This is a genomic window from Sphingobacterium zeae, assembly GCF_030818895.1.
Classification (GTDB): Bacteria; Bacteroidota; Bacteroidia; order Sphingobacteriales; family Sphingobacteriaceae; genus Sphingobacterium; species Sphingobacterium zeae.
Genome location: NZ_JAUTBA010000001.1, coordinates 1 through 26,759, shown reverse-complemented (window position 1 = coordinate 26,759; position 26,759 = coordinate 1). Strand labels below are relative to the sequence as shown.

Below are 26,759 nucleotides of genomic sequence, written 5' to 3'. Positions count from 1 at the left end.
ACTGAACAATGAATGGTACAATTTTAATTTTAGGCGCCGAAGGGTATTTGGGCTGGCCGCTAGCCATGAAGTTAGCGCTGCACCATCCAGACCAAAAAATTATATTGCTGGATAATGGCTGGCGCAAAAGCACGGTTGCCAATCTCGGATTTGGGCCATGGCTACAGATTCCGGATCTCTCAAGTCGCATCGAAGCATTTGGCCGAAAATATGGTTTAGCTAATATGTGCGCTGTGCACGCTGAGGTTTGTTCGGACGAATTGGCGGAACTGATTCGTCGGGAACGGCCGCATACGATTTATCATCTCGCACAGCAGTGTTCGGCGAGTTATTCGATGTTGGGATTACAACAGGCTCTTTATACCATCCGTAACAATGAAGAAGGCAATATGCGTCTGCTTTGGGCAGTACGCGAATATGTTCCGAAAGCCCATATTATTAAGCTTGGATCGTTTGGTGAATATGCCAAGGGCGGATTGCCGATCGCCGAAGGCTATTTTAAGCCTGGTTATAAAGGGCAGTTGGCGTCGACGCCTTTACCTTACCCTAGGGCGGCAAACGATATTTATCATGTTTCCAAAATAAATGACTCGAATTATGTAGCGATGGCGGCGCGTACCTGGGGGCTTCGCATCACGGAAGTGATGCAAGCAACGGTCTTTGGTCTGCTAACATCGGAAATGGATGCCTCGCCTGATCTTTTTACCCGTTTTGATTACGATCCGATATTTGGAACAGTAGCCAACCGTTTTCTAGCGCAGGTAGTTTCTGGTTCTTCGATGACAGTCTATGGTAGCGGAAACCAGCGTACTGGACTTATGGCGTTGAACGATGCGGTCAATTCGTTGGCCCGGTTTGTTGAAGATGTACCACCAGTTGGTGAACATCGTGTGGTGAACCATGTTACAGAAACACACTATTCCATCAATGAATTAGCGGCGGATATTGCTGACATTGCCAGAGGTGTTGGGTTGGATCCCAAGATTTCTTTTACCTCCGATCTTAGGGGGGAAAGTGCTGCCAAGAAACCTATATATAGCATTGAGACAAGTTTGCAGGGAAGTCATTTGTATCATACCGATTTCCATACCGTGATAAGGGAATCCATCAGTCTTTTACAAAAGCAATATAGTACACTTCTATCGCATCATTTTTCACCCCATAGTGCCTGGAACGAATGTTCTGATGGGAAAAATCTTGATCTTAAAAGAGTAGATGCCGTCCGAAAAACAGAAAATGAAGCGTATTGGGATCAGTTCAGGATCAATACATTTCCTTCGACCCGGGTGAATCTGAATCCAGGCTGCCTGGCTACGTTGCCACAGGATCGGCTCGAAACCATCAAAAATCAGGTAAACGGCAATCCACTTTCTTTATATGCATTAGGGAGGGAAGCTTTTATTTCCATACAGGAGGAATGTGCTAAATTGTGGCCGGCTATCGGTTATCGCTGTAATGTGACTTCAAGCACATCTCAGACCATGAATTTATTGGCATTGGTGCTTTTACGGAGGTTGCAGGAGGATGGGAAGAGGTGTTTTCAGGTCCTGACAAGTGAGCATGAACATCCGGGCGGTATCGGCCCCTTTGAACATTTGCCAGAATATAAGCTCACTTATCTCCCTGATGTTGTCCTTAATGACGCGGAGGAATTTAACAGATGCTTGCGCGAAATGCAACCAGACATCGTGTTCTTATCGCATGTCTATTATCCCACAGGAAAACTGATGCAAGACAAGTGGCGCCTGAGCAATATAAAAAAGGCAGTTCCGAATGCAATTCTGATTCTTGACGTAGCACAGTCATTAGGGATTCAGCAACTTCCTTTTGGGGATGCTGATGTATTGATCGGGAGTACACATAAATGGTTGCATGGACCGTTGGGCGGTGGTTTAGCTTGGTTCAAAGAAGATTTTGCAAGTTGGATCGGGGCCTTATATTGGAATAAGCAGCATCTTTTTGAAGATCCACAAACCCATGGGTTCAGCATTCCGGGGGGGCAGGATTTCTTATTGTATGAAAGGTTGAGGCAAAGCCTAAAACGTTATCGAGAAATTGGGCCGAAAGCGATCCTGGAGCGCAGTACCTATCTGGCAGCTTATCTGAAAAGAGAGCTTAATGGGATCTTGGGCCATGCAGGCATTACCCACTGTTTTATGGGAGATGATGTATCTCCGGTCGTAAGTCTACTGGTGTCAGATTATGATCCTTATCCACTCTATGAGTTTTTGAGAAAGAAAGACATCCATATTAAATGCATTAAGCATTGTAGAGTAGAAGCGAAGGTTGGACACGTACTGCGTTTTGGTATACCGTATTATGAAAATATGGGCCGCTTGCGCATGGTACTTGATACGATAGCTTCTTTTGTGGATTGTGCGATCATGGATAAGCAAGAAGTGGACTTGGTGATCTAGTTTAATATGCAATGATGAAAGATGCAAATTATAAACTGAACCTGTTCGTTCTTGTTGGATTGCTGTTCATTAGCAGCTGTATGGCGCAGCAAGTGGACATCGTACGCGATAGGAAAGCCGAAACTGAAATCCTTATTTCCTCGCATCCATCAAATTTGGAGCGAAAGGCGGCTTTGGTATTGCAAGAGTATATTAAACGTATTACTGGCGTACCATTAGCGATATTGTCGAGCCCTTCTGGGACCAAAAAACACGTAGTATATATCGGGAATAATTTTTATCAACAGCGGATTGGAAAGAAGGTTGAGCTTGGAAACGAAGGTTTTGAAATTAGTGTTCGGGACGGACAAGTTTATCTGACTGGAGGTTCAGGAAAAGGCCTACTGTATGGCGTATATGAACTTATCGAGAAGCAATTTGGCGCTCGGAAATATGATCAAGGGCCTGCATGGGTCCCGAAGCGTGCGAATCTGTCACTTCCTCAGGATTTCAATTTTCGTTTTGAACCACCATTACGTTATAGAGAGTCTTACTACCCTGCTTCTGCGGATGGTGAATACCTGGATTGGCATCATTTGCATCGATTTGAAGATCTGTGGGGCTTATGGGGACATTCATTTTTTAAAATTATACCACCGGAAGACTATTTTCAGCAGCATCCTGAATATTTCGCTTTAACAAACGGAAAGCGTAGCGCAACACAACTCTGTTTAACAAATCCTGACGTCCAAAAAATAGCAATCAATTATTTTCGACAGGCCATTGCCGATAATCCTGATGCGGTCTATTGGTCTATAGCGCCAATGGATGGAAAAGGTTACTGTACCTGCGATCGCTGTACAAAGGTTGACCAGGAGGAAGGCGGACCGCAGGGCACACTGATCCGATTTGTGAACAGTGTGGCAGCTCAATTTCCAGAACAGAATTTTACGACCTTAGCCTATGGTTACACCGCAGAAGCTCCCAAAATAACTCGGCCATCGGCCAATGTACATGTGTTGCTAAGCACGATAGATGCAACGCGGGAGCAGGGCCTGGCGGTTAATCCAACAGCTGCTCCCTTTCGACGCCAGCTCAAAGACTGGTCAAAGATCTCATCGCATATTTTTGTGTGGGATTATACCACGCAATTTACCGCCTATTTAAATCCTTTTCCGATGTATGATCACTACCAGAGCAATATCGCCTATATGTATCAAAACGGTGTAAAAGGTATCTTTGAACATGGGCCTGGACATACGCTGGCTGATATGTCTGCCTATGCCAGTTATATGCAGGCCAAGAGTCTATGGAATCCTGAGCTAGATCAAGCTGAGGTGGAAGAAGATTTTTTGGACGGTTATTATGGTGCAGCATCAAAGGTTATTAATAAGTATCTAAAACAACTTGTTGAAGCTCGAAAAACAAGTCGCTCGACGCTTGATATATACGGTAACCCCATCCTTTCGCGACATGGATATCTGCGTTTAGAAAAGATGAAACTTTTTAAGGAACTTTTGAATAATGCGCAAAAAACTGTAGCTGGAGATCCGAAATTTTTAAGTCGTGTCAAATTGATTGCTTTGGGTCTCGAGTATGCAGCTTTGGAGCAGGCAAAGGCTTATGGAGACCATCCGTTCGGCTTTTTGAACAGGAAAGCTGATGGTCAGTGGGTAGTCAATCCCAATTGGATGAATCGGATAGATGAATTTTTGGACCATGCACTTCGAGGCGGAGCTATCGAATTGGCTGAAACTGGTGGCAGTCTTGAGCAATACCGGCAGCAATGGCTAACGCTATTAAATAAACCCTATTTGCCTTCATTGCTCCAAGGGATAGAGCCTCAGTTTAAACCTTCGTTTTTGGAGGATTTTCCCGCAAATGGAAAAACAACACTGAATGATGGCTTATCGGGAACGACAGATTACAGTTACAATTGGCTATTATTTGATAGTAAGGATGTGGAGATTACTTTTCCTTTTCCGAATGAAACAATGGCTTCACAAATTCAGCTTAACTTCCTTCTGGATCCGGCACATTATCTATTTCTTCCGGATGGAATCGCGGTAGAATCCTCAGAAGATAATATTTCGTACGTTAACATCGGGACGTATAAGATCGATACTGGTCTTATTCCTGAAGGCCCGATATGTTTTCCAGTTTCATTTGGCTTAAAACAACAAAAAGGACGTTTTTTAAAAGTGAAAATTTCTTTTTCGCAAGAATTTCCACATTGGTTTGAAGGGTCGAAGCATCGTAACCCGCTTTTTGCCATAGATGAAATTCACGTGAGAAAATAGATACGGTTCGAGTTTTTTGTCCTTTTTGCGTTATTTTATCTGTTAGATTTATCGAAAGCTGCGGTCGTAGTGCCATTTGGTCGTTTTGTTTCTTAGTACAAGTTATCATATCCATCATGCTGATCCAGCAGATTAGCTGAATGGGGTAGGAAATCGGCTGGATATTAGTTAATTGGATGTAGGTCTTGAATGAGAGGAAAGCTATTTTAATAAGGCTCTATAAAGAATTAAAAGTAAATGGGGCGAACGCCTTCGCCCCATTCTATCCATTAATATTATCAAGTCGAACGCAAAAAAAATGACTTGATGGCCCAAATGTAAAAAAATTATACGGAATTGCTCCTGTTAAAAAATGCTAAAATCATGTAAAAATTTGATAGGTAGCTTAAGTACTACATTTCAAAAAAAAGACGGCTAGAATTTCTAGCCGTCCACTTTTGGTCGCCGAAGCTCCAAAAATTATCTTATGCTTATTTTTTTTAGTTTACGCGTACGCAGCGAACGTTTTTGAATGATGTACTTAGTACATTTGCACCTAATGCGCTAACTCCATTCAAAAGCTGGCCGGTATTGTTTGCCATGTGGAATCGAGTGCCTAAGGATAGTGGAACTAAAGTTAGACTACGGCCAGCGTTACCATAATAACCCCATGTACCTGCGCCAACTAAGCCAACAATATTAGCGCCTTGTTCATTTGTCCAAAGCGTTGTTGCTCTGCCGTAACTACTGAGTAAGGGGAGATTTAAGTTTGCCACTTGGAAGTTTGCAATGTCAACACTAAGATCATTTAAACCAATATTTGCTAAACCACCGTTTCCAAGTAGGGGTAAGATATTCACGTTTGAAATCTCACCATTATAATAAAAACGTAGTCTATTGGATGCACTGTTTACGTCACCAAAAGCATTCGAACCTGAAGTAGGAGCACCGTTTGCACCAGAAGCTAATGTGTACTGACCATAATTAAATGGAGTGGAAGGAGCTAATGCTGAATTAGGTGCTGCTGTATTTACTAGCAAAGATGTTGCATTAGTCAATAGATTCGTAATTATATTTGCAAGTCCTGTTACTCCTGTTGCGTCGACTACTTGGCCCAGGCCACCTAATGCCCCAGTAAGTTGATTTACTTCAATATCTCCTCGTACCATGTTAGCAAAGTCTGCCTTTGCCGGTTGTTTCCAAAGACCTGCTGGATATACCAATGCACATGGATCGCCATTATTTGTTGTTGTAGTCGCAAATTGTCCAGGAACAATACTTCCAAAAGCGAAATAGCCGTTAGCCCTAGCTGTTAATTGATTATTTGCATAGAATGCATAATTGCGACCATTGCCATTGTTGCCTCTGTAAAACAGGTTAGACCGAGCCCATTTTACAGTGCGGCCCCCGAAATTTGTGATTAATGGAGATTCCACCACATTCAACAACAGGCGATGACTGTTTCCTAGTTGCGGTGTTACCGCAAACGGGAAATTTGAAGCGGTAGCAAAATAGGTGCGCGCTAAGCTACCGTCGACATGGCTAATGTTTAAATTTTGGACCTGTACATTGATTGCATTTTGTGCAGCAGTGGATGCTGTATACACGTAAGCAATTTTTGCGTCATTAAATGCCGGATCGATGTTTGTGAAGTTGGCGTATGTTAACGTTGGGGTGAAGCTTGCGCCTGCCGTGACAGTTCCATCAAGCAATGCAATGCTACCTGTGGCTAAGTTTAGTCCGGTTACATTGACTGTAGGATTACCTGTGATATTACCAAAGACCCCTTTGGTATTTAATTCAATTCCGATACGTGAAAACTTATGGCTGAATTGGATGTTGATGTTAGAGTTTGTTGCCAGATTTACGGTTCCTGAAGCATAAAGCACATCTTTATTTTGTGCCAAAGCAATCGATCCATTTGTTGGTGTAAGAGCAGGTTGATCGTTATCGGAAGTGTTGTAAGAAAGGGCTATCCATGTGTAAGATGTGGCGGGATTAAGCCCTTCGATCGTACCTGCTGTACCTGCTACCAGCTGTTTGGCGGTAATTAGTGTTGTTCCCGAATAGATATAGACAACATATTTTGTGCCTGATACCATATCTTCAGTGACGCCAGGGGCGACATCCGCGGCTAATCCGCCAGATCGTTTTACTGCTATCCCATCATTGGTAATGGTTGGTAAATTGTGGTCAGTCGAAACAACCATGTCTACATCGGAAAATGAATGGATTTTGCTTGTCGTTGTGCTCGGTTTCGCCGAGCCAACTTTTACTGCGCCATCGTTGCCGCTGGTTTTGATGCCCCCCACCGCTACAGTGAGGACATTTGTTTTGTTGTCGACATTTTCAGTCTTGTTGTCCTTGGAGCAACTTGTGATTAATGTCCCGGGGATTGCTAGCATTGCCATCGCAACAACCCAGTGAGCTCTTTTAGTCAGATGAAATCTCATTTTAGTGCTTTTTCGTGTTGTTAAGTAATGTGATGATTATACATTAAGCACCCTCTCCGGTAGTAGTACCGTCTGGACCTGCTCCCCAACCGTCGGTTTGTGGTGTTGAACCTGGTTGTGCCTGAGAACCTGCAGCAATGCCTTGCTCAAGTTCAACTACGTGCTCTTTAATGGACGGAGCGACGTACATTTTTTTTGCGTTCTTATTCATGATGATATTATTTGGATATACCGCACTATTACTAGTGCGGGTTAAAATTTAATGGACAATTTAACCCTGATATCTTCAGAAATGCCTAGGATCTAACGGCTTGCCTTTGCGTATAGGCAATTATATTGCTATTGTAGCCTGGATATTTCTAGTTATTTTTCTATTTTTTGGTTTCTAATTTAATTGTTAATACTTTAAATTCTTATATGTTAGTTGTACTTCTTTTGAATTGAATTGTAATATTACGACTTAATATCAACTTGTGCAAAAAAAAATTGTAAACTTTTTATAAATATCTGTTGATTGTGTAATAAAACAACTTTCTTCATCGTTATATATATGTATGTTTTATGGTAAATTATTGTTTTAAGGCAATATTTCTTGGTTTAAAAACATATATATCCAACTTTGTTTATACTAATTTTCTATTGAACAACTTGTTTAAATATTTTGTTTTGGTGGCGTGTTGATTTATTTTTTACCTATTTGTTTTTCTCTAATTAATTTGTTTTGATATTATCACTGGTTTTAATTGCTTTGAGGTTTCTGTTTTCTGTAAATATAGAAATATATTTCTTGTATTGATACTTTTGTAGTATGTTCTATTTTTTACTTTAAGTATAAATACGTTTTTCAAACTATCTAAATTAATCCTGTGTGGTGTCTATGGCGATATTTGTATGATTAATTCGTGTTTTACAAATTAATATAATTTAAAATTTAAATTTAAGTGATCTATTTTCTTTTCTTTATTATTTCATTTTAGGAAAAATTGTATAAACAACCAGTCCATTTTTCTTTTTTACTTATTATTATCTATGTTAAGGCAACGATCGTTCAGGTCCGTTGAGCTTTCTGGAATACACCTTAGATTCGCTGATTTTTGGAAGTTTGATTACTTTTTCTGTTCATATTACAATTTTTTATCTTTTCAAGTTATAATGTATATAGATCTATATTCTGGTTAACATAATTTGTTCAAAATGAGGGTGGATGGTGGTAATGGTTTGCCTGATAGATTAGTTGGTTAGGAAACAATTTGCATGCACATCTGTAGTTCAAACTTATTTTAAATAATTTCTTGTTTGTTGTTGTTCCTGCACCTTTTATAGTTTTTTACATGTAGTTGGTGATTGCCTGCTTGGGAATATGTTTAAGGGTTCATGTTATATCAGGGTTATACTTGAAGTGCATTTCAAGGTTTGAAAATGCATTTTTTTGTGTTTGTAATTTATTTGCTAAATTGCTCCCTATTTCAGCATTATGAAATGGTTATCAGGCCTTATATGCAGTAAATAATAATTATGGAATTTGGAGTTCAGCGGGTTATTGGTGTAGCGCAGGAGCCTTCGGAAGTGACCGATGCAACAGCAAAAGAAAATTATGTGGTTCTTTTTGTATCAAAGGGCGGCTGTAGTATACGGATCAATAATCAGATTAAAGAAATTGAAGAATACTGTCTGGTGTTGATTCCGAAGGGGATAAAAATTGAAGCTAACCCAGATGAGTCCCGACCTTTTCTAATTATTTATTTTTCGGAAAGTTTTTTTGCCCGTACGGCGGTTGATACTGCATTTCTGCGAAACTTCAAATCTTTTAATACAAACGAATATAACTACCATGTGTTGTGTGTGCCTATGGAGTATGCAACCTACTATGAATTTGTGGGTATGCAGCTTAAACTATCTAAGCAGAATTATAATCAGGTGATATATCGCGATTTGGCTCACAATATTGTTAAACAAATTGTACTCTTAGCTGCGATATATGCTGAAGATAGACAGTCGGATGAACTGGTGGGGCAAAGTGCAGATATAAAGCTCGTAAGGCGTTTCCAGGTGTTGGTAGAGCAGTATGTAAAAAAAGAAAAACGTGTAGCTTTCTATGCTCAAGAGCTAAACATCGCAACTAAGAAATTAACTAACTTAACGAAAGATGTGCTGGGGGCGACGCCAAAAGAGCTGATCACCGAAGAGTTGCTTCGAGTGAGTAAAAAGCTGATTACTGAATCATCACTCAGCATTAAGCAGATTGCTTGGGAGCTCGGTTATGCAGACGTTAATAACTTTAGTACATTTTTTTTAAAAGAAACGGCCTTGACGCCAACTGAGTACCGTAAACGTTGGCAAGGATAATATTCCTAAAATATCTTTATTTAACTATAACCTAGTTTTGTAGTTTTCTATGCGACAGTGTAGTTGAACCGCTACAAGATTTGCAATTTATACTGGACTTGCGCATTTTGTCATTTACTCACTAAAATTAGTTATATCTTTGCTTCAAGCAGTTCGACATTAATAGTATTGTATAAAAGCCGAATATTAAAGTCCTGTCTCGGTCGACTGATAGAATTGTTTAACATTGATCTATTATTATTTAATTATGTGTAACATAAAAAGCTTTAATCTCTTCTTGGTGGGTCTTGCAGGGATTACGCTCTTCGGGGCAAGTTGTTCGAAAGTAAAGGATTTGTACAACGATACTACTGCAGGCTCCGATTCTTCATCCTTATTTCCTGCTGGCGTTAATGTCCCAACTGATTTTATGTGGAATTCGACACGCGCTGTCGATGTGCGCGTTGCAGTTGACGATCAATTTAGCGGTAAATACTTTTATCGGGTGGAGTTTTTTGATAATGATCCGACGTTGGGTAGTGGGACGAATCTGTTGGCTGCGGGTCAGGCAAAATCTGGACAGGATTTTGTTGGTAAGCTCATGATTCCAACACTTGCAAAATATATCTATTTAAGAGAGACTTCTCCACTTGGTGTTGCCGCAACCAGTATGATTGAAGTTGGGCAGCAAAATGCGATCAATGTGGGTGGAGTCAGCGCGGGTTGGGCTAGTAAAGCGAGTGTTTTGCGCAGCGCTAAGACGAGTGCGACGTTGGCAAGTGGCAGCTTAAGAGCGGCAGCGGTGGAAGCTACACCGGTTGTAGTTCCTTCCGATGCAATAGCGCTATCGGGCAATTCGACTATTTCTGTCGAGTCCAATAAATCGTATGTAGTTAAATCTGGTGTTACCTTTACAGGTAAGATCGATGCCAACAACGGTACAAGTAATGTGAAGATTTACATTCAAGGATCTTGGAAAAATACAAGCTTTGAGCTAAACCTTGGAAGCAATAATGGATTGTATATTACGCAGGCGGGTTCGATTGACCTAGTTAACGTAACGCAGAATACGGTGGGTGGCTTTGTCAATTATGGCTCGGCTTCACTTTCCAAAATGGAGACAAAAAATAATACGCTGTATGTCAATTATGGTACGCTTGCTGCCGATAAAGCGGATATCACCAATGGTAATTTTACCAACTATGGGGTCGCTACAATCCAAAATCTGAGCAGTACCACAAACGGTACGGTGGTGCGTAATGAGGGAACGCTTACTGTACAGAACGCTACCTTAACGAATGCTACGTTGGAGGCTGTTTGTCATACAGTAATCAATTCATTGACGACCAATGGTGCGACAATTTCGGTGGCTCAGGGCGCTCTATTAAGTTTAGATAAATTAGATGCCGGTGGTACAAAAATCAATTTGGCTGCATCTTCTATTTTGGATGTGAAAACTTTGGCTAAATTTAACAGCCAATCGAGCACCATGACTGGACCGACCTCGGGTCAGGCATTGGCCCGTCTCAAAAAGGTTGATGTAAGCAACCAGTGGATGGCTATTACGTATGGTGGTAACCTAGAGGTAGCTTGCTCAGATCATACAGCGAATGCACAATGGAGTACATATTATGTGATCAATAGTCCAGCTAAATTGGTTCCTTACGATAAGTCGACCGTTGTGATTGCGGGAACTTCTTGTAACGCCGGTGGTAATAATGCTTCTAGTGGCAATCCGACAGACCAGACTGTTACTGAGGTTAATTTAGGCACTTATTCTTATGTGTTCGAAGATAAATGGCCCGCTAAAGGCGATTATGATATGAATGATTGCGTATTGGATATGAACATCACCAAATTTCAAAATACAGCGAATAAGGTGACTAAAGTGGCCTTGAAAGCAAAATTAAGATCAATAGGTGCTTCGATCCGTTTTTCGACCGCTGTGCAGCTTGATGGTATCGCGGCGGGAAATGTCAAAAGTGTAACATATTCACGCAAAGATTTGGTAGGTACCGCCTTGCCTCTAGGAGCAAATGGTACGGAATCTGGACAAACGTACGCTGTGCTTCCATTATGGGATGATGCGCATAAGGCTTTTGGAGTGACAGATACACGTTTTATATCGACTCAATCGGGCCAATATGCGCCTGTGGAGGTAATTGTAACAATTGAGTTCAATACGCCGATAGATAACTTTACTTATGGGACATTAAATGCCTTCATTGTAAACTTCAATCAAAACCTTGCTGGCCGAAATGAAGTGCACCTAGTTGGTTATAAGGCAACTGACAAAATCAATAAAAGTTTGGTCTTGAAGGAGGCCGGTAGACTGTTGTCCGCATCAGATCCATTTAAAGCGAAATCGAATGAGCCATTTGGTTTGTTGGTGCCGGTATCTTTTGTGTACCCGTCCGAAGGACAGGCGATTACCGCTGCGTATCCGCTCTTTGAGTCTTGGGCAACAAGTGGGGGTACCCAAAATACAGATTGGTATCTACATAAGAAGTAATAGAAGCACTAACTTCTGCATGTACCAGAGCAGCCTTATTAAAAGGGGGGGCTCTGGTATTTGTAGTAATTTTAGGGTATGCAGTTCCAAAGCAAAGCTTATTAAATCTAAAGATTGATGAAAAAGAAGATTCTAATAATTGACGACAAACCAGCAATTGGTCAATTAATTACACTTTATTTAAATGCAGATTATGACTTTCGTTTCTTTAGTAATGCTATCGATGCATACAATTGGCTCAAGGAAGGGAATGTAGTTGACTTAATTTTATCAGATTATACCATGCCAGAAATGAATGGGTACGATTTGCTGCTTATGATCAAGCAAAATGAATTTCTGAAGACTATTCCAGTAATCTTTTTGTCAGGCGAGGATAATTCCAATACCCGGATCAGCTTGCTTGAAGCTGGGGCCGATGATTTTATCTTAAAACCGTTCAATCCGCTTGAATTAAAGTTGCGGATTAAAAAAGCATTAAAATAATGCCTCAATATAGCGATTATATATACTTTGGTGATAATCTCGAAACTTTTGATTATTTTCATCAACAAGTCCAAGAGATATTGGGCGTGGAATTGAAGTTTTTTGATTCATTCGAAGCCATGGATATGTATTTTCAAGAACATGAAGGGCAGTTTTTTTCTGTGGTCTTCTATGAAAAAAGCAAAAGCTTAAATAAAGACCTATCGAGGTTGACAAAGGTTGTCGAGCATGGAAAAGATACATTACTGATCTTGATTGGAAATGATCTTTCCCGTTTTGAGAAGCAATCTTATTTTGAGGCTGGTATCACAAATACAATTAATCCACGTGCACATGTGGATGTTTTTGAATCGGTTAGAAAATATATTAAACTTTATTTCGAAGCGACAGCACAGACTGAAAAATTTGAAGGCAATCATACATCTTTTCCTCAATTAGGAATTCCTTTAGGAAAAAGATTATTTGATATAGTAGTGTCTTCACTTTTAATCCTTCTACTATCACCGATATTGATAATTGCTTATCTAGCTGTTAAGATTGAAAGTAAAGGTTCGGCAGTCTACAAGTCGAAACGGATAGGATCTGGCTATTATATGTTTGATTTTTATAAATTCAGATCCATGTATCCCGACGCTGACAAGCGTTTAAAAGAGTATATGGCACTTAATCAATATGCAGATGCATCGCTAAGTGTTAATCGTAGCACTGTGACCACTATGATAAGCGATGGTGATGCGCATCTTTTTACGACGGATGAGCTACGTGACGTACTTATAGATGATGATACGGTTGTAAAAAGTTCTGATAGTGCTGGAAGACAAAAAAAGGCGGCTTTCTTTAAACTTGAGAAAGATCCACGTGTAACCAAGGTCGGGCGTATTCTCCGTAAATATAGCATTGATGAACTGCCCCAGTTGTTTAATGTACTTAAAGGCGATATGTCTATTGTGGGAAATAGGCCCTTGCCACTCTATGAAGCCGAGATGCTGACGACAGACGATAGTGTGGAGCGATTTATGGCTCCGGCGGGTATAACGGGCCTATGGCAGGTTGAAAAGCGGGGCGATAATGGAAGTATGTCCGATCAGGAAAGAATAAAACTGGATATTGACTATGCACAGCATTATTCGGTCTGGATGGATTTAAAAATATTGTATAAAACGTTTTCCGCATTCATCCAAAAGGCGGATGTTTAATAACATAAATAATAATTTCGATGAACTTATTGCTTAAAAGGGCTTTTTTGCTGTTAAATTTAGTTACAGCAAGCCTATTGCTAAAAGCACAATCTGTGATGGACCCAACGGATATGGTTGATTTTACAAAGCTTAAACTTCCGCCTTTGGAAACCCTTTATCAAAATGCCAAGCAAAGTCCAGGAGTGGAAATGTATGAGGCAAAAATGGAGGCTCAGGCTAATCAGTTGATAACAGAAAAGAGAAGCTGGTTAAAATATTTCAGGGTTGGTGGATCTTGGCAGTATGGCAATATCGCGATTAATTCAGCGTTCACGAATGAATATACTCCTCTTTTCTATCAGTCTTCTGGCGTAACCCAAAGCTCCTATTACGGAACTGCCGGAGTGAATATTCCTTTGGATGATCTCTTCGATCGAGGCAATAAAATCAAACGTCAGAAGATGGAACAGCGATTTACGCAGCTGGAATTGGACAAATGGCTTGATGAGCAACGTATCCGTATCGTCAACTCCTATACGAAAGTAAAAACAGCTCTTTCTACACTCAAGAAAAAAATTGAAGATTACAATATCGCCTTAGCGAATTACAAAATGACTGAGAATGAATTTAAGTCAGGCAATGCAAATATAAGCGATCTTAATACAGCAAAGAAGTTGGAGACAGAGGCTTATGAAATTCTGAAAACCAACGAATCTATTATTACCAATGAAATCCTTACCTTAGAAATCCTGAGTAAGACAAAAATTATAAGCCAATAGCATCATGAATATTTTCCATTATATCTTTCGGGCCATTTTCAGAATTAAGTGGTGGCTGTTGATTTTGCCGCTAGGTTTTGCCTTGCTGGCGATCTACCTGACTCGTCAAATGGATCGGCAGTATAAGACTGATATTACAATCTATACAGGTGTTATTTCAAGTTATGGAAGTGATCCAGGCGAATCCAATGCTTCGCAAGACTGGAACGTGTTAAATAATTCGATCCAGAATATTATCAATACTATTAATTCGAAGGAAACGATCAAAAGGCTTTCTATGCAGCTTTATGCACGGCTTATGATCCACGGCGATCCTACTAAAGATAATGTATATATTACCGCAAAACATTACAAGGAGCTTGTCGCAATTACCCCCAAAGACGTACAGAAGTTGATCGATAAGAGCTCGGAAGAAAATACAGTAAAGAATCTGGAAAAATATGAGAAAGCAGACCGTAATAATTTTGTCTACGGCCTTTTCAACTGGAACCATCCTTATTTCAGCTATAATGCTCTCCGCGAAAATATTAAGATCAACAGGGTAGACAATAGCGATATTTTACAGATCAACTATCAGGCAAACGATCCAGGGGTTGCTTTTCAGACATTGGATATTTTGAGTAAAGTTTTTGCGATCGAATATACCAATTTGCAATTCGGCAGTACCAACAATGTCATCCGGTATTTCGAGGCTGAGCTTGAACGTATAGGCCGGGAACTTCGCGGACAGGAAGATTCTTTGACAATGTATAACGTTGAAAACCGGGTGATCAATTACGATAAACAGACGGAAGCAATTGCTTTATTGGATAAAGAGTATGAACTACGACATCAGGATGTCTTATTTGTTTATAACAGTGCGCAAGCAGCTATAAAACAATTGGAGTCGGGAATGGATGCCAATATGCGTGCGATCAAAAATAATACGGAGTTTTTGGCACGCATGAATCAGATTGCAGACATCAACTATAATATTTCAAAGATACGGACGTTGAGTGTAGATTCTCTTAAGCATAAACAGGGCGGAGCTGATCTAGATGTACTGTCGCATGAATTGGATCAAAAGGAGAAGGGCTTCCGTTCGTTTATGGATCAATATACAGCGGAAAAATATACTAAAAATGGCTATCCAAATGCAAATTATGTAAAGCAATGGGTAGAAGAACTTCTACGTTTCAAACGCTCGGAGGCGGAACTTAATGTCGCCCGTGATTTTAAGCAGGAACTGGATCATAAATACACCCAATATTCACCTATTGGCTCTGTCTTAAAACGTAAGGAACGTGGTATATCCTTTACCGAGCAGTCCTATTTGTCAATCTTATCCAGTTTAAATGCCGCGCGGTTGAGACTAAAGAGCTTGGAAATGAATTCGGCTACGCTAAAAGTGATCAATCCGGCAAGCTTTCCGTTAAATGCACTTCCGCATAGCAGAAAATTGATTGTATTTGCTGTCTTTTTTGGGACTGTGGCATTTATACTTGGAATATTACTTATTATTGAACTTTTTGACCGTACGTTAAGAGATAAAACACGAACCGAACGGATTACAAAAGGAAAAGTGATTGCAGCGCTACCTAAGCTTGGGAAAAGTGGTGTCAAACAGACTAAAATTGAAGAAAGAGCGATCCATGTTTTGGCCAATAGATTATATGGTTTTTACAACAACTCAAATCCTATAAATTTTATCAATATTGTCAAGTTCTCTTCAACACTAGATTTGAGCTCACTGACAGACATTTTAACAGCCTACTGGCAGGGATTGGGTATTAATGTACTGGCCTATAAAGAAGGGACTGATTTTAGTGCAGAATCGAGGGAATATTTAGTGGATGGTGGCTGGGCTGAAAAACTCGGTAATTATGATATTTCATTAGTCAAGCATGGCTCTATGGCATTAAGTCCCATTCCTTCTCTATTTTTAGAGCGGGGGATGGCCACGCTATTGGTATTAAGGGCGGACTCAGTATGGAAAACAGAAGATGAGTTGATGTTTGCAGATCTATTGCAACGTTCTGCTGGTAAACCAATCGTAATTTGCTTGATGAACGCTGAAAAATATGTTGTGGAAGAGTTTACAGGAATGTTGCCTCCGTTTACCTTTTTGAGACGTCTGGAATATCAATTGGGTAATTTTGGTCTGACATCGCTGGGGAAATAGTTGGATATGATGCAGTATGATCATATAAAATCGATGATAACCAATCGGCATTTGCTCCTGCTGTTCCTCATACTCGGGGGATTGGCAGGAACTTGCATTTTTATTTTTGCTGGTGTGTCATTGGCTGTGCTGTTCTATATGTTGCCTGTATTTCTATTGGTTATTATGGTGCTGCTGTCTTCGCCAATAAGTTGTTTCTTTCTATTGTATATTGTATCCTACCTAGTGATGGGTTTTGGACGCTATATCACATTTCCACTTCCAGTAGGCGTCATACTTGATCTTTTGATCTTATTTAATTTTCTCTCGCTAGCTTTACATTTTATTAGAGGAAATTCCTTAGGGAAAGTACACTTTAATACTTTTCTCCTGATCTCCATCTTTTGGATGCTTTATTGTATGCTGGAGATTATAAATCCAATGTCAACTTTTGCGAACTGGATTACGACAGTCCGTAGCATTGGGATGCATATTGTCTTATTTCAATTATTGGTGTTTATTAGTCTGGATAACATTTCCAAATTGCGTTTATTTTTTAAAGTTTGGGGCATCCTTGTTCTTTTGGGAGCTTTAAAGGCGATAGGCCAAAAGTATATCGGTTTAGACCGATTCGAGACTGCTTGGCTATATACATTCGGCGCTCATACGCATGTTATTTATAGTGGGATCCGTTACTTTTCATTTTTCAGTGATGCGGCAAATTTTGGCTGCCATATGGGCTTGGCTGTGGTATTTTTTACGATCTTAGCTATTTATGAGAAGCAGGGAAAAAGACGTTTTCTTTATATAGTTATTGTGGCTTTTGCGGCTTACGGGCTAATGATATCCGGGACAAGGGCCGCTATTGCTGTTCCTTTTGCAGGCTTTGCTTTCTTCATTATTCTTGTAAAAGAGTGGAAGTGGGTAATCTTTGGTCTTTCTTTATTAATAATGGCTTTTGCTTTCTTTAATTTAACGACCATTGGCAATAGCAGTTCCGATATCCGTCGTATGCGGACGGCTTTCTCTTTTTCAAAGGATGCTTCCTTTAATGTTCGCTTGGAGAACCAGAAAAAAATGCGAACCTTTATGGGTGACCATCCTTTTGGTATAGGATTGGGCGGGTCTAAACATGCGAATGAAGGAGATGCAATACATGGTATCGCAACAGATTCTTCCTTCGTTTTTATATGGGTAGAAACGGGGATCTTCGGTCTTATTTGCTATATTATTTTATGTCTCACGATATTGGGATATGGCACATATTACGTACTATTTCGAGTGAAAGATAGGCGGATCAAGTCTATTGCAATGGCTTCTACAGCCGGACTTGCAGGAATTATGGTTGCGGGATATGCGAATGAAGTGCTTCATCAAATGCCTACTGGGCAGACCGTATACATTCTAATGGGGGTTATTATGCTTTCGCCTTATTTGGACAAAAAATTGAGCGATGACATCAGAACCGTATAAAATATCTTTTATTACGGTCAATTACAATGGATTGGCTGATACCATTTCCCTATTGGAAAGTATTCTGAATGCAAGACTATCTTTTGCATATGAGGTTATTGTCATCGATAATGGTTCGTTAAAAGATGAATATAGTCTGATCAAACATCAATTTCCTAATATCAAAGGCTATTATAACCGAATGAACCTGGGATTTGCAGGAGGAAATAACTTGGGGCTGGAAATAGCTACTGGCGAGTTTATTTATTTCTTAAATAATGATACACTGCTTCCAGAAAACGCCGATAGCGAAATTTTGGGCATGTTAGAAGTATTTGCGCTAGATTTACAAGTAGGTGGAATTTCACCTAAGATAATGTATTATCAACCCAAGAGAATGATCCAATTTGCCGGGTGTACACCGCTGACATCAATTACCCTACGTAATAAACAGATCGGTTATCGGGAGATGGATAAAGGCCAATATGATACAAGCATGGAGATTCCCTATTTGCATGGTGCAGCTATGGTGGTACCCAACAGAATTATCAGAGAAATTGGTATGATGTCGGAGCTTTTCTTTCTTTACTATGAGGAGTTGGACTGGAGCTGCCGGATCAATAAAAAGTATAAATTAGTGTATTTTGCAGCTGCCCATATCTATCATAAAGAAAGCGCTTCCACGGGCCAGGACTCCGCATTAAAAACATTTTATCTGACACGTAACCGCTTGTTATTTGCTTATCGAAATAGGTCGGGGATAAGCCGGATTTTGGCTGTTTTTTATCTTATTGGGATAGCGAATAGCATAAGATTGATTAAATTTGTTTTTTCGGGTATGTGGAGTCATATTGGTGCAGTATATTCAGGGACATGGTCTGGGATTAAATTATTTTCTAAAAAGAATCTAAGCTGATGGAAACGGTTTTGTTTATTATTGAAACATTGATTTTTATTCCATTCCTGGTCTGGATCATGTATTTCTTTGTTTTTGCAGTCGGCTTTCGCATTCCGAAGAAATTATTCTTTGAACGATCGAATATTCAACATCGATTCCTTATCATATTTCCAGCATATAAGGAGGATGCAGTAATCGTTGATAGCATACACTCTTTTTTAAAACAGGACTATCCAAAAGAGCTTTTCGAAATTATCGTTGTTTCTGATAGTATGACGAGAGAGACAAACCACGAACTTGAAAATTTAGGCGTTCGAATACTAATTCCTACGTATGAAAAAAGATCCAAAGCAGCTGCTCTAAATCTGACAATGAACGTTATCAACGAAGAAGATTTTGATGGCGTTGTTATATTGGATGCTGATAATTTAGTTTCTCCAAATTATCTAGCACTCGTCAACGATTGCTTTGCATCTGGCGCGGTTGCCATCCAAACACATCGCATAGCAAAAAATAGCAATACCGATACCGCATATCTCGATGGGATCAGTGAGGAAATAAATAATTCAATTTTTAGGCAGGGGCATGTGAACCTGGGTTTGCCCGCCGCATTGACGGGCTCGGGCATGTTGTTTGAAATCAAGTGGTTTAAAGATACGATGGCTAAAATAAGCTCCATGGGTGAGGATAAAGAGCTGGAGTATTATTTGCTTTTAGATAAGATATTTACCGTTTATTTGGAAGATGTGTATGTACTAGACGAGAAAGTACAGAACCGTCGCGATCTGTCCAACCAGCGAAAAAGATGGATTGCTGCTCAAATTGACACTTTTTTGAATACTTTGAAGCGATTTCGTACAATAATTCGGACCCGCAACTGGCCTATGTTCGACAAACTGATCCAATGGTCGATTCCGCCCCGCATTATTTTGCTCGGAATGGTTCCTATTTTGGGCTGTATCGTCTATTTGGTAGCTCCAGCATTGGCCTATAAATGGCTTATACTCTATGGCTTGTTTATCGTGTCACTTGGTTTGGCTATACCAAATAGATTTTATACGCGCAGGACATTGCTCTGCTTTTTAAAATTACCATTTATTTTTATGGCAATCTTACGTAGCTTTATGGGCATCAAATCGGGACGTAATACTTTTGTGCATACACCGCATGGCGAAAAAAAAGAAGACTATAGTAATTGAGGCACAACGAATCTTTCGCCTTAATAAACACGGAATGGATTTTGTGGCTTTGGAAGTAATCCGTGCGCTTCAAAAGTTGGATACCTTTAACCGGTATATTATTGCTGTCGGACCGGGAGAGGACCGCTGTTTGGAAGGTTCAGCAAATTTTGAGATTAAAGTTTTGGAAAGCTCCAACTATTTTATTTGGGAGCAACTTCTTTTACCTAAACTTATTAAAACCAGCAATGCGGATATCCTGCACTGTACCTCCAACACTGCGCCATTGGGATTGTCTATTCCGCTGGTACTTACGTTGCACGATATCATCTTTATGGAGAAAAAGATTGGTAGCAATTCGTCCATGTACCAAAATTTGGGCCGTATCTATAGGCGTTGGGTCGTGCCACGTGTATTGAAAAAGGTTCATACCGTGATCACTGTCTCTAACTTTGAAAAAAGAAATATCGAAGCGGCCTTTCCGCATCTACAGAAAAAAATTATCACGGTCTATAATGGTGTAAGTTCACGATTTAAATCGATGGATATACCTTCGGAAAGCACATTTTTAAAGCTCGAGAAGGGGGCTTTTTGGCTTCTTTTAGGTAATACCGATCCCAAAAAAAACCTGAGGAATACCTTGATGGCTTATGCTTTTTATTTGGAGAGAAGCAAATACAAGAAAAGGTTGCTCCTGGCCGATTTAGACCACACGTATTTGGAAAAGCTATTAAAAGAATTCGATTTGTTGGCGATAAAAGATTTTATTGTGGTCGAAGAATATATAGCTCATGACAAATTGGTTGAAGTTTACAATGATGCTTTTGCTTTTTTGTATCCTTCTATTCGGGAAAGCTTTGGACTTCCCTTGCTTGAAGCTATGGCTTGTGGCATACCTGTGGTTACTTCCAATACATCGGCTATTCCTGAGGTAGCCGGGGATAATGTGGTATATACAGACCCGATGGATATCAAATCCATTGCTGCAGGCATGTTGAAATTGGAAGATGAACCACAGTTATATAGCTCCCTTGTTAGTAAAGGTTTAGCGCGAAGTGAAGCTTTTAGTTGGCAACATACCGGGAAACATACATTAGCAATATATGAAAGCGTACATTCATAATCATCCTCAGTTTAAGCGCTTACTGCACTGGTTTATCATGAGTCCTGTGCGTACACGGCCGCGCTGGTATGTTCGTATGCTGCAGTTTTTTTATGTTAAACGTGGGGCGGGTTCAGTGATTTATCGTAGTGTACGCCGTGATCTGGTTCCTTTCCGTAAGTGTGCTATAGGATCCCGATCCGTGGTCGAGTCATTTGCTGTATTGAATAACGCTGTCGGCGACTTGTTTATCGGCGACAATAGCCGAATAGGAATTTCGAACACGATCATTGGGCCAGTGACAATTGGTAATAAAGTGAATATCGGTCAAAATGTTCTTATTTCAGGATTAAACCACGCATATGAAGATGTGACCAAAGCTATTGCAGACCAAGGAGTCAGCACCGCTCCAGTGACGATTGCTGACGATGTCTGGATCGGTGGAAATGTGGTTATTCTAGCAGGTATTAGCATAGGTGAACATGCTGTAATAGGTGCGGGCTCCGTGGTTACAAAAGATGTTCCGCCATATAGTGTTGTCGTTGGAAACCCGGCCAAAATTGTGAAGAAGTACGATTTTAATCTTAATGCCTGGATCAAACCATGAATGAAAGACCGTTGATTAGCATTATAATGCCTGTTTATAATACAGCTATGTATGTTGATCAGGCTATACAGAGTATTATTCATCAGGAATATGCTGATGTTGAACTTATACTGATCAACGATGGTTCGACCGATCAAAGTCTCTCCATACTGGAAAAATGGAGCTCATGTGATAACCGTGTCAAATTATTTTCCCAGGAAAATCAAGGCCTATCTGCTGCCAGAAATAGAGGCCTTTCTCTTGCGAACGGCCAGTATATTTATTTTATGGATAGTGATGATCTGCTGCGTGCAGATGCACTATCCATGTGTTTGCATTATTGTGAAAAGAAAGACCTCGATTTTGTTTATTTTGATGCTTCGGTTTTTGCGGATAATTCAGATAGCTCCATACTAAAGGATTTTAATTATTCCCGACAAAAAATACCGGCTTATACTGTTTTTAGTGGGCCGGATGCATTGCAACAGCAACTGAACACAGACGACTTTTTCTCTTCAGCTTGTATGTATTTAATTCGTAAAGACATACTTGATCGTAATGGATTTGGATTTGAACCCGCTATCGTGCATGAGGATGAGTTATTTACAGTCTTATTGTATCTAGCGGCAGCTCGAGTTGCTTATATACCAGAGCAATTTTTCCACAGGCGTGTTAGGCCGGATTCTATTATGACAAGCCGATTAAAACTTTTTAATATAACATGTTACTTCACAGTTGCCCGGCGTTTGAGGGAGTACGGACGAAAGTATTCGGATAGCAGACAAATTATTGAGTTGTATCTGCATCGTATGTTGAACGCAGTGGTATGGAAAGCACATGTGCTATCGACCGCTGACCGCTGGAAAGTATTTCTGTTGGTTTTAACGCATTGGCGAAGATATGTTTCATTTAAAACGATCGGAGTTCTACTGTTTAAGAAAGGCTTTTTGCATGGATAACATAAAAAAGGAAATCGTTTCTGGGGTATTTTTCACGGCATTGGCCAAATATGCGAATTTGGTGATTTCGCTGGTCGTTACCGCGGTTTTAGCACGATTGCTCGCACCAGATCAGTTTGGCGTAGTGGCCATAGCTACGGTGGCGATTGCTTTTCTAAATTTAATAGCGGATTTCGGACTGTCTCCTGCAGTTATACAGCACAAAGAGCTGGATCGAAAGGCATTAGGCTATTTATTTTCCCTTTCTGTATATATTGCTATCACTTTGTCAGTACTATTCTTTTTGTCTGCTGAAATTATTGAAAAATGGTATGCACAGCCCCAATTGAAACCAATCTGCCAATTGCTGGCGCTAAGCCTATTTTTTTCGGGAATTACCGTAGTTCCTAATGCCTTATTTTTTCGCGATAGGTTATTTAAATCGATCGCTTTACGAAGTTTACTTGTTCAAATTATCGGCGGCGGTCTATCGATAATTGCTGCCTTTAAAGGAATGGGGGTGTACGCGCTTATTTTAAATCCGATATTCTCATCGCTATTGATTTTTATTATTTCATATCTTAAGTATCCATTGAAATTTAGTTTACGTTTTTCATTTCAACCTCTTCGGCCTTTATTTTCTTATTCTATTTTTCAGTTTTTATTTAATATTATCAACTATTTCAGCAGAAATTCGGATACCCTATTAATTGGTAAATATCTGGGCATGGTACCGCTGGGATTCTATGATAAGTCTTATCGACTAATGTCATTGCCACTCCAAAACATTACGCAGGTGATTACACCAGTGATCCATCCGATATTAAGTCAGCGGGGAAAGGATAAAGAATATCTTTATGAAGCCAATCTAAAATTAACCAGCCTATTGTCGCTGATCGGATTTCCATTATCCGTTTTCCTGTTTTATTCAGCTGAAGAACTCATTTTATTATTTTTTGGACCGCAGTGGGGATTAGCTATTCCTTCTTTTAAAATATTGAGTCTAACGGTCGGGATCCAATTGATACTATCCTCATCGGGCTCCATTTTCCAAACAGCAGGAGATACTAAAAATCTTTTTATTTGCGGTTTGTTTTCGGCCGTATTAAATGTTGCGGGAATACTATTTGGTGTATTTTACGCTAAAAGTATCGACGCAGTGGCTATGTGTTTATTGGTTACATTTAGTGTCAATTTTGTACAGGCCTACTGGTTGATGTATCGTACGGTATTCAGACGGAGTATGGTTGGCTTTTTCAATAGCCTATGGCGGCCGATCTTATTTGCAATTGTACTCGGATTTATTTTTCATTTAGTCATAGGTTACCATTTGCCCGATAATTTGGCTTTTCGCTTAGCACTGAAAACTGGTATATATGTTTTATCTATGATCTTAATGATTTGGTTCGGAGGGTATCGCAATCTGCTGTTGATATTTTTACGTAAGTCATCAATACAGTAAGATTAAATTATCAAGCTTTTTCATTAAAGCATTTTGATCATTTTTTCTTGTATTCATAATCTTTTTGTATTTTCCAGTCTAGCAGCAAAAGTATTTAACAACAATCGAACGTGAAGGTCCCGGTGAAAGATAAATCGTATAAGGTACTTTTTTTAGTATTCCATGGTTTTAGTGAACATAATGGCATAAGTAAAAAAATATGGGGTCAAATTAATGGTTTGAAGTCCAATGGCGTCGATGTGCAGCTTTGTTATTACACTATAGAGAGGAATGGATCACGTGTATGGAGGATCGGAGACGAGATTCTTATAGATTTCGGTAGAGGTCCACTAGCTAAAATACGTAAACGTATAGACTATCGGGCAATTTCAGAATACGTACAGAAAAATAAGTTCCAACTGATTTATATTCGGTCTGACCATAATGCCAATCCTTTCACATTAAACATGGTGAAGAAGATGCGGCTTTCAGGCGCAAAAGTGTTAATGGAGATTCCGACTTATCCCTATGATCAGGAGTATGTCACCTTGCGCATGCGCCTCGAATTGGCAATTGATCGTCTTTATCGTAAAAAGTTAGCAAAGCAATTGGATGCTTTTGTCACTTTTTCTGATGCCCGAACAATTTTTGGGCAGCGAGCGATACGTATCTCCAATGGGATAGACTTCAGCGCTATACCTGTTCGTAAACTACAGGAAGGAGTAGAAAAACGAACGATCCATTTGCTTGGGGTTGCGGAAATACATTATTGGCACGGATTTGATCGACTGGTTCGCGGACTTGGTATTTATAAACAAAGTCACCCTGATTGCCAAATTATTTTTCACTTGGTGGGGCAATTCAGCGGCGAACGTGAACGCTCATCTATTATGGAGCTGATAGCGCAATTCAATCTTCAGCAACAAGTATTCTTGCATGGCCCGCTTTGGGGGGACAAATTGGATGCGATTTTCAATCTGGCAGACTTTGCAATAGGTAGTTTAGGCCGGCATCGTAGTGGTATACAGGTCATAAAAACCTTAAAAAATAGAGAATATGCAGCGCGTGGAATTCCCTTTATTTATTCGGAATCTGATGCTGACTTTGACGGGAAACCTTATGTGCTTAAAGCGAGTCCTGATGAATCCGCTATTGATGTCACTAAAATACTGGAATTTTTAAAGAAGAAAAAATTTGACCCAGCCTGTATTCGCAATAGTATTTTGGACTTATCATGGGCCGAACAGATGAATAAGGTGCTGCAAGCAATTTAATGTTTTAACAAAATAATTGACGCTAGGATGGCTAAATGGTATACCCAATATGCGAAGGTCTATGACCAAGAAGTAGGGTCTATAGATAATGATGTTATTGAGAAGGTTCGGGCACAGATCCAACTTTCTACAAGTTCTGACCCGATTATAAGTATTGTGGTCATCGCCTATAATGAAGAAAGGAAGCTTTTGGCATGTCTCTGGTCTTTAGCAGAACAGCGCTGTAATTTGCCCATGGAATTAATTGTCATTAATAATAATTCGACGGATCAAACAGAATCAATTTTAAAACGACTTGGTGTGACTTATCATAATGAACTAAAGCAAGGACCTGGCTTTGCTAGACAGTGTGGTCTTGATCAAGCACGAGGTAAATTTATGCTTTGCGTAGATGGAGACACCATGTATCCCCCAAGCTATGTTGAAACGCATGTGAAAGTACTGGATAGACCCGGGGTGTCGGCAACATTCAGTTTGTGGAGCTTCTTGCCGCTAGCTAGGCAGTCAAGAACTTTCTTATGGATTTATGAAGGGCTTCGGGATATTTACCTCAACCTCCAATATATAAAAAGACCGGAATTGTGTGTGCGGGGAATGGTTTTTTCCTTTAAGACAGATCTTGGGCGTGAGGTGGGGTTCCGGACGGATATAAAGCGTGGTGAAGATGGGTCAATGGCATTAGGACTTAAACACTATGGAAAGCTTAAGTTTATTCGCAGTAAAGAGGCGCGCGCACTGACTGGACAGAATACGCTAAGTGCCGATGGATCTCTTGCAAATAGTTTTTTCGTGAGGTTGCGTAAAGCTATAAGATCGCTAAGCGGACTGTTTTCGGGTAAAAAGCATTACCATGATGACGATTCCAACAAGATTGAGTAAAAATAATTGTCTATTTTTGTCTAAAATCTATCAGGCCTATGATTCAATTTGTCTTCTGGACTTGTATATTCTTGGTGCTATATACCTATATCGGTTATGCTATCGTAATTTTTATACTAGCCAGGTTATTTCCATACCCCAGTCACAGAAAGGAGGGCGGGCAAAACAGCGACGGAAAGCAGTTTCCTCCATTGACGCTATTTATTACGGCTTATAATGAGGCGGAAATTATCCCTGAAAAAATGGCAAATTGCCTTGAACTTGATTACCCAGTAGACAAGTTGCACATCCTATGGGTTATAGATGGAAGTACTGACCATAGCCATGATCTATTAAAGCAGTATCCGATGGTTGAGATTGTCGGGTCACCCCTTAGGAGAGGCAAAACCGCTGCCGTTAATCATGGTATGGAATATGTGAAAACTCCAATTGTTGTATTTAGCGATGCAAATTGTTTGCTAAATGT

The 26,759-nt window shown here is 39.9% G+C and carries 20 protein-coding genes; 18 read left to right on the top strand and 2 right to left on the bottom strand.

The genetic code is table 11. The features are described from left to right. The first annotated feature begins 8 nt into the window (after positions 1 to 8). Positions 9 to 2,417 (top strand): aminotransferase class V-fold PLP-dependent enzyme, encoded by a 2,409-nt coding sequence (locus QE382_RS00100; RefSeq protein ID WP_307184181.1) that lies wholly within the window; start codon positions 9 to 11, stop codon positions 2,415 to 2,417. Between the two features lie 11 nt (positions 2,418 to 2,428). Next, a complete protein-coding gene (locus QE382_RS00095; protein WP_307184180.1) occupies positions 2,429 to 4,696 on the top strand; it encodes a glycoside hydrolase family 20 protein in 2,268 nt (755 codons plus the stop codon). Positions 4,697 to 5,175: 479 nt separating this feature from the next. On the opposite strand, the gene QE382_RS00090 is transcribed toward QE382_RS00095, so the two are convergent. Together QE382_RS00090 and QE382_RS00085 are read right to left on the bottom strand one after the other, a co-directional pair. Further along, on the bottom strand, positions 5,176 to 7,128 hold the full coding sequence (locus QE382_RS00090) for a fimbrillin family protein (RefSeq protein WP_307184179.1): 1,953 nt from the start codon (positions 7,126 to 7,128) through the stop codon (positions 5,176 to 5,178). A 43-nt stretch (positions 7,129 to 7,171) separates the two neighbouring features. Then, on the bottom strand, positions 7,172 to 7,339 hold the full coding sequence (locus tag QE382_RS00085) for a hypothetical protein (protein ID WP_209579387.1): 168 nt from the start codon (positions 7,337 to 7,339) through the stop codon (positions 7,172 to 7,174). Between the two features lie 1,304 nt (positions 7,340 to 8,643). Between QE382_RS00085 and QE382_RS00080 the strand changes: the two genes are divergently transcribed. From QE382_RS00080 to QE382_RS00005, 16 genes are all read left to right on the top strand, one after another. Then, positions 8,644 to 9,474 (top strand): helix-turn-helix domain-containing protein, encoded by an 831-nt coding sequence (locus QE382_RS00080; RefSeq protein WP_307184178.1) that lies wholly within the window; start codon positions 8,644 to 8,646, stop codon positions 9,472 to 9,474. A 247-nt stretch (positions 9,475 to 9,721) separates the two neighbouring features. Further along, positions 9,722 to 11,965, top strand: a complete 2,244-nt coding sequence (locus tag QE382_RS00075; protein WP_307184177.1) for an LruC domain-containing protein — start codon at positions 9,722 to 9,724, stop codon at positions 11,963 to 11,965. A 117-nt stretch (positions 11,966 to 12,082) separates the two neighbouring features. After that, a complete protein-coding gene (locus QE382_RS00070; protein ID WP_307184176.1) occupies positions 12,083 to 12,448 on the top strand; it encodes a response regulator in 366 nt (121 codons plus the stop codon). Further along, on the top strand, positions 12,448 to 13,644 hold the full coding sequence (locus QE382_RS00065) for a sugar transferase (protein WP_307184175.1): 1,197 nt from the start codon (positions 12,448 to 12,450) through the stop codon (positions 13,642 to 13,644). Before QE382_RS00070 ends, QE382_RS00065 begins: the two co-directional genes overlap by 1 nt. 20 nt (positions 13,645 to 13,664) lie before the next feature. Then, complete coding sequence (locus tag QE382_RS00060) at positions 13,665 to 14,405, top strand: TolC family protein (RefSeq protein ID WP_286770379.1); 741 nt, start codon at positions 13,665 to 13,667, stop codon at positions 14,403 to 14,405. A gap of 4 nt (positions 14,406 to 14,409) precedes the next feature. Next, the gene (locus QE382_RS00055) at positions 14,410 to 16,566 is read left to right on the top strand and encodes a GumC domain-containing protein (RefSeq protein WP_307184174.1); all 2,157 of its coding nucleotides are present in this window, start codon (positions 14,410 to 14,412) and stop codon (positions 16,564 to 16,566) included. A 6-nt stretch (positions 16,567 to 16,572) separates the two neighbouring features. After that, positions 16,573 to 18,018, top strand: a complete 1,446-nt coding sequence (locus QE382_RS00050; protein WP_307184173.1) for an O-antigen ligase family protein — start codon at positions 16,573 to 16,575, stop codon at positions 18,016 to 18,018. Next, a complete protein-coding gene (locus tag QE382_RS00045; RefSeq protein ID WP_307184172.1) occupies positions 17,999 to 18,913 on the top strand; it encodes a glycosyltransferase family 2 protein in 915 nt (304 codons plus the stop codon). Before QE382_RS00050 ends, QE382_RS00045 begins: the two co-directional genes overlap by 20 nt. After that, the gene (locus QE382_RS00040) at positions 18,913 to 20,094 is read left to right on the top strand and encodes a glycosyltransferase family 2 protein (protein ID WP_307184171.1); all 1,182 of its coding nucleotides are present in this window, start codon (positions 18,913 to 18,915) and stop codon (positions 20,092 to 20,094) included. The genes QE382_RS00045 and QE382_RS00040 overlap by 1 nt, the downstream gene beginning before the upstream one ends. Before the next feature lie 34 nt (positions 20,095 to 20,128). Beyond that, the gene (locus tag QE382_RS00035; protein ID WP_307184170.1) at positions 20,129 to 21,196 is read left to right on the top strand and encodes a glycosyltransferase family 4 protein; all 1,068 of its coding nucleotides are present in this window, start codon (positions 20,129 to 20,131) and stop codon (positions 21,194 to 21,196) included. Further along, positions 21,177 to 21,782, top strand: a complete 606-nt coding sequence (locus tag QE382_RS00030; RefSeq protein ID WP_307184169.1) for an acyltransferase — start codon at positions 21,177 to 21,179, stop codon at positions 21,780 to 21,782. Before QE382_RS00035 ends, QE382_RS00030 begins: the two co-directional genes overlap by 20 nt. Beyond that, entirely contained in the window at positions 21,779 to 22,720 is a 942-nt protein-coding gene (locus QE382_RS00025; protein ID WP_307184168.1) for a glycosyltransferase, read from the top strand. Before QE382_RS00030 ends, QE382_RS00025 begins: the two co-directional genes overlap by 4 nt. Then, positions 22,713 to 24,161, top strand: a complete 1,449-nt coding sequence (locus QE382_RS00020) for a lipopolysaccharide biosynthesis protein (protein WP_307184167.1) — start codon at positions 22,713 to 22,715, stop codon at positions 24,159 to 24,161. The genes QE382_RS00025 and QE382_RS00020 overlap by 8 nt, the downstream gene beginning before the upstream one ends. A 110-nt stretch (positions 24,162 to 24,271) precedes the next feature. Continuing rightward, positions 24,272 to 25,414 (top strand): glycosyltransferase family protein, encoded by a 1,143-nt coding sequence (locus tag QE382_RS00015; protein WP_307184166.1) that lies wholly within the window; start codon positions 24,272 to 24,274, stop codon positions 25,412 to 25,414. 27 nt (positions 25,415 to 25,441) lie between these two features. Beyond that, complete coding sequence (locus QE382_RS00010) at positions 25,442 to 26,293, top strand: glycosyltransferase family 2 protein (protein WP_307184165.1); 852 nt, start codon at positions 25,442 to 25,444, stop codon at positions 26,291 to 26,293. Between the two features lie 38 nt (positions 26,294 to 26,331). Next, positions 26,332 to 26,759, top strand: a 428-nt coding sequence (locus QE382_RS00005; protein ID WP_307184164.1) for a glycosyltransferase, incomplete at its 3' end; no start/stop codon positions are given.

What these genes read in the sequence shown, in the direction of transcription:
- QE382_RS00035 (WP_307184170.1), top strand. Translation starts at nt 20,129, where the DNA reads ATGGATTTTGTGGCTTTGGAAGTAATCCGTGCGCTTCAAAAGTTGGAT.
- QE382_RS00080 (WP_307184178.1), top strand. Translation starts at nt 8,644, where the DNA reads ATGGAATTTGGAGTTCAGCGGGTTATTGGTGTAGCGCAGGAGCCTTCG.
- QE382_RS00055 (WP_307184174.1), top strand. Translation starts at nt 14,410, where the DNA reads ATGAATATTTTCCATTATATCTTTCGGGCCATTTTCAGAATTAAGTGG.
- QE382_RS00090 (WP_307184179.1), bottom strand. Translation starts at nt 7,128, where the DNA reads ATGAGATTTCATCTGACTAAAAGAGCTCACTGGGTTGTTGCGATGGCA.
- QE382_RS00060 (WP_286770379.1), top strand. Translation starts at nt 13,665, where the DNA reads ATGAACTTATTGCTTAAAAGGGCTTTTTTGCTGTTAAATTTAGTTACA.
- QE382_RS00075 (WP_307184177.1), top strand. Translation starts at nt 9,722, where the DNA reads ATGTGTAACATAAAAAGCTTTAATCTCTTCTTGGTGGGTCTTGCAGGG.
- QE382_RS00100 (WP_307184181.1), top strand. Translation starts at nt 9, where the DNA reads ATGAATGGTACAATTTTAATTTTAGGCGCCGAAGGGTATTTGGGCTGG.
- QE382_RS00065 (WP_307184175.1), top strand. Translation starts at nt 12,448, where the DNA reads ATGCCTCAATATAGCGATTATATATACTTTGGTGATAATCTCGAAACT.
- QE382_RS00085 (WP_209579387.1), bottom strand. Translation starts at nt 7,339, where the DNA reads ATGAATAAGAACGCAAAAAAAATGTACGTCGCTCCGTCCATTAAAGAG.
- QE382_RS00070 (WP_307184176.1), top strand. Translation starts at nt 12,083, where the DNA reads ATGAAAAAGAAGATTCTAATAATTGACGACAAACCAGCAATTGGTCAA.
- QE382_RS00050 (WP_307184173.1), top strand. Translation starts at nt 16,573, where the DNA reads ATGATGCAGTATGATCATATAAAATCGATGATAACCAATCGGCATTTG.
- QE382_RS00010 (WP_307184165.1), top strand. Translation starts at nt 25,442, where the DNA reads ATGGCTAAATGGTATACCCAATATGCGAAGGTCTATGACCAAGAAGTA.
- QE382_RS00020 (WP_307184167.1), top strand. Translation starts at nt 22,713, where the DNA reads ATGGATAACATAAAAAAGGAAATCGTTTCTGGGGTATTTTTCACGGCA.
- QE382_RS00095 (WP_307184180.1), top strand. Translation starts at nt 2,429, where the DNA reads ATGATGAAAGATGCAAATTATAAACTGAACCTGTTCGTTCTTGTTGGA.
- QE382_RS00040 (WP_307184171.1), top strand. Translation starts at nt 18,913, where the DNA reads ATGGAAACGGTTTTGTTTATTATTGAAACATTGATTTTTATTCCATTC.
- QE382_RS00025 (WP_307184168.1), top strand. Translation starts at nt 21,779, where the DNA reads ATGAATGAAAGACCGTTGATTAGCATTATAATGCCTGTTTATAATACA.
- QE382_RS00045 (WP_307184172.1), top strand. Translation starts at nt 17,999, where the DNA reads ATGACATCAGAACCGTATAAAATATCTTTTATTACGGTCAATTACAAT.
- QE382_RS00030 (WP_307184169.1), top strand. Translation starts at nt 21,177, where the DNA reads ATGAAAGCGTACATTCATAATCATCCTCAGTTTAAGCGCTTACTGCAC.